This window comes from Synergistaceae bacterium (genome assembly GCA_012728235.1).
In the GTDB taxonomy this organism is placed as follows: domain Bacteria; phylum Synergistota; class Synergistia; order Synergistales; family Synergistaceae; genus JAAYFL01.
The window spans coordinates 1-3,020 of the sequence record JAAYFL010000082.1 but is presented as its reverse complement, the minus strand read 5'-3'; the positions used below and the strand labels follow the sequence as shown (position 1 = coordinate 3,020).

The following is a 3,020-nucleotide window of genomic DNA, read 5'->3' as shown; positions in this document are numbered from 1 at the left end:
TAAGGTATTTAGCAATTGGTGATTTATCAGTAGCATTAAGACCTATCACAACAAGACGAGGTTTTATTATTATGCCACCTAAGTTTGCTCAGGCACAAGACCAGAACCCAATTTACCATCTTTAGTACTTTTAGCATAAGGATCCTTAACTGGGTCGTTTTGTGTGTTAGTAGCTGACGTAAGTGGCCTATAGCCGTTATCTGTATAATACATTATTGATGCATTTTTTATATTTCGCAGGCCAGAAACAATCCTTGTAGCCTTTGTTTGTCAGACGCGGCACCACTTGAAAGCACTGCTACGCCAACTAAGAAGGCAATAATTATAATAGCTACCAGCAACTCAACTAGCGTAAATCCTTTTGAACAATTTGGCCACCTCCATAAACCATACACACTGCCGTTTTTAAACATTTGGCGAAGGAAGCTTGTCACATTTTACTAGCTCATTTAAAATTGTTACACATTCATAAACATATTTTATGAATGTATAATTTGAGGCAAATCATTACATTTAGATAGACTATCAATTATTAATTATTGTGTATTGCTAGCTATATAGTTTAATAATAAAATGTAATATTAGTAAAACTAAAAATAAAAAAAGAAGACCTCTCCTTAAGAGGTCTTCTTTTTGCGTAATAATTCTACTTGTACAGTTGTACTAGTTTACAACCATATAGACTGCGGTGCTTATTACTTGATCCGCTGATGTTACGTCTGCTGACGTTATAGCTGCGTTTCTTAATCCGGCATTTGCAGCCATTAATGAAAGCTTTGAGGCAACGCCTGGAAGAACTTTCGTATAACCAACACTAATCTTTTCGTCTGCCTTTGCAAGAACATATCCATCATCAGGTTTCTTATCAAGATACTTTGCTATTGCAACAGCTTTTGCATCTGTTCCGTGAAGGTCTAATTCAGAGGTAAAGTCCCATTTGTTCTCATCAGCATAAAACATTATTGCAGCTGCTTTAATGTTGCGTAAATTCGAAACAATCTTAGTTGCTTCTGCTTTGTCAGTTGCTGCTCCGCTCGATAACATCATCATACCTGCCAATATACCTATGATAATAATGACGATAAGGAGCTCAACGAGTGTAAATCCTTTTGTCTTTCTCATATTTTTTCCTCCTTAAAATTAAATAATTATAATTATTATTTTTAATGCACTCTAATGCACTTCGGTTTGTAATATAAATGCTATTCATCGTTTTGTCTAGTCTAAAATAGCATAATATGTATAATTATTACAAGAAAACACGAATTGATGAAATAATTGGTAAAAATATTGCCAACACCATGAAACCAACAACTATTCCTACAAATACTATCATTACTGGTTCTAATAAAGAGCTGAGCCTCTTTATTGTCTCTGTTAATTCTTGTTCATACCAGCTTGCCACCTTTTGTAACATGTCATCTGTTCTTCCTGTTTCTTCTCCAACTGCGACCATATTTATTACCATAGGAGGAAAAAGTTTTTTCTCTTTCATAACTCCATTCAGCAGCTTTCCTATGGTCGCTGCATCTCTCATATATAGGAAGGATTGCTTTATCTTTTCGTTTGCTGCAACTTCTCCTGATATCTCTAAAGATGTAAGCACAGGCACACCTGAATTAAGCAATGATGACATGGTGTTAAATGCCCTCGAAACAGATGCTTTATATAAAATATTTCCAAAAATAGGCAACTTTAGCATTAGGGTATCTATATAGATTCTTAATTTTGGCACTCTTTTTACATGGCGCAATATAAATAGCAATAATATAATAAATGCTGGAAATACAAACCAGTTTGTTCTAATCCATTTACCAAATTGGAAAGTCATTTCTGTTAAAATGGGCATTTTTACATTTAAATTTTGAAATGCTTTCTCAAACTGAGGAATAACCACTGTAACCATAAGAGCCAACACAATAAGTGCAATCAAAATTACCGTAGTAGGATATGTTAGAGCTGATATTATTTTCCTTCTTAAAGCATCTTGATCCTCAAGAAACGTTGCAAGCCTTGATAAACTATCGTCTAAGTTTCCTGACTCCTCTCCAGCCTTAACTAAAGCAACAGATAACGTATCAAATACTTTCGTATGTTCCGACATTGCACTTCCTAGGGTAGATCCTGCACTTATTCTATAATGCATGCTTGAAATGACTTTTTTAAATCGCTTATTGCTTGTTTGCTCTACTAGTATTTCTATTGCTGACGCTATAGGCACTCCCGCAGAAATCAAAGTTGCCAATTGTCTAAAAAACACAGACTTATCTCTTAATTTAATCCTTCCAGAAAAATCAAAAAGATCATTTCTTTTTATTTTTTTGCCTGTAGCTGATTCTGTTATTTGTATAGCCATCTCATAAGCTCTACTAATATCAATTGGAACCCAACCATTCCTACGTACCCAAGTTAGAACTTCAGCTTCATTATTGGCAGGTAGAGAACCAGTCATTATTTTGCCACCTGGCGCTTTTGCTTTATATTTATACTCCATAATTTCACCTACTAAAATTAATAAAATAGTACTATTAAGGTAGAGTTACTCTATATCAATATGTGCATAAAAGCAACTTGCTTCTTTAGATAAGAGCTCCTGCTAGTCGAGAGAAATAGTTTCCATTAGCTACTGAGAAGTGGCGATAATATCGCCGAGAAGAATAGTTAAAACTTAAAACAGAAAAATACAAATGCACATAGAATTTTAGATTCTAAAGACTTTAAAACGCGGCTTTAGCCGCACTTGCCGTGGCGGAGCCACTCTTGCCGGTGGTGCAAACACCACTTGCCGCGGTCTTAGACCGCACTTGCCGGCGAGTTTTTTGTTTATTCAACGAAGTTGGAGAAACAAAAAAGGAGCCTCTTTTCGAGACTCCTTTTTCTTAAATTAATTCTAGCAACGTCCTACTCTCCCACGAATACCCTCCGTAGTACCATCGGCGAAGGAGGGCTTAACTGCCGGGTTCGGCATGGGACCGGGTGTGTCCCCTCCTCTATGGTCACTAGAAATCTGTAATTAACCC

3 protein-coding genes and 1 rRNA gene are annotated in these 3,020 nt (G+C 36.0%); all 4 read right to left on the bottom strand.

The genetic code is table 11. The features are described from left to right. Window positions 1–227 precede the first annotated feature (227 nt). The 4 genes from GXZ13_05705 to rrf all read right to left on the bottom strand — a co-directional run bounded on the left by GXZ13_05705 (window position 228) and on the right by rrf (window position 3,004). Window positions 228–413 (bottom strand): type II secretion system protein, encoded by a 186-nt coding sequence (locus GXZ13_05705; protein ID NLX75308.1) that lies wholly within the window; start codon window positions 411–413, stop codon window positions 228–230. A 250-nt stretch (window positions 414–663) separates the two neighbouring features. Then, window positions 664–1,122 (bottom strand): prepilin-type N-terminal cleavage/methylation domain-containing protein, encoded by a 459-nt coding sequence (locus GXZ13_05700; protein NLX75307.1) that lies wholly within the window; start codon window positions 1,120–1,122, stop codon window positions 664–666. A gap of 127 nt (window positions 1,123–1,249) precedes the next feature. Next, window positions 1,250–2,494, bottom strand: a complete 1,245-nt coding sequence (locus GXZ13_05695; protein NLX75306.1) for a type II secretion system F family protein — start codon at window positions 2,492–2,494, stop codon at window positions 1,250–1,252. Window positions 2,495–2,888: 394 nt separating this feature from the next. Beyond that, window positions 2,889–3,004: ribosomal RNA gene (gene rrf, locus GXZ13_05690) — 5S ribosomal RNA — on the bottom strand. Window positions 3,005–3,020 lie beyond the last annotated feature (16 nt).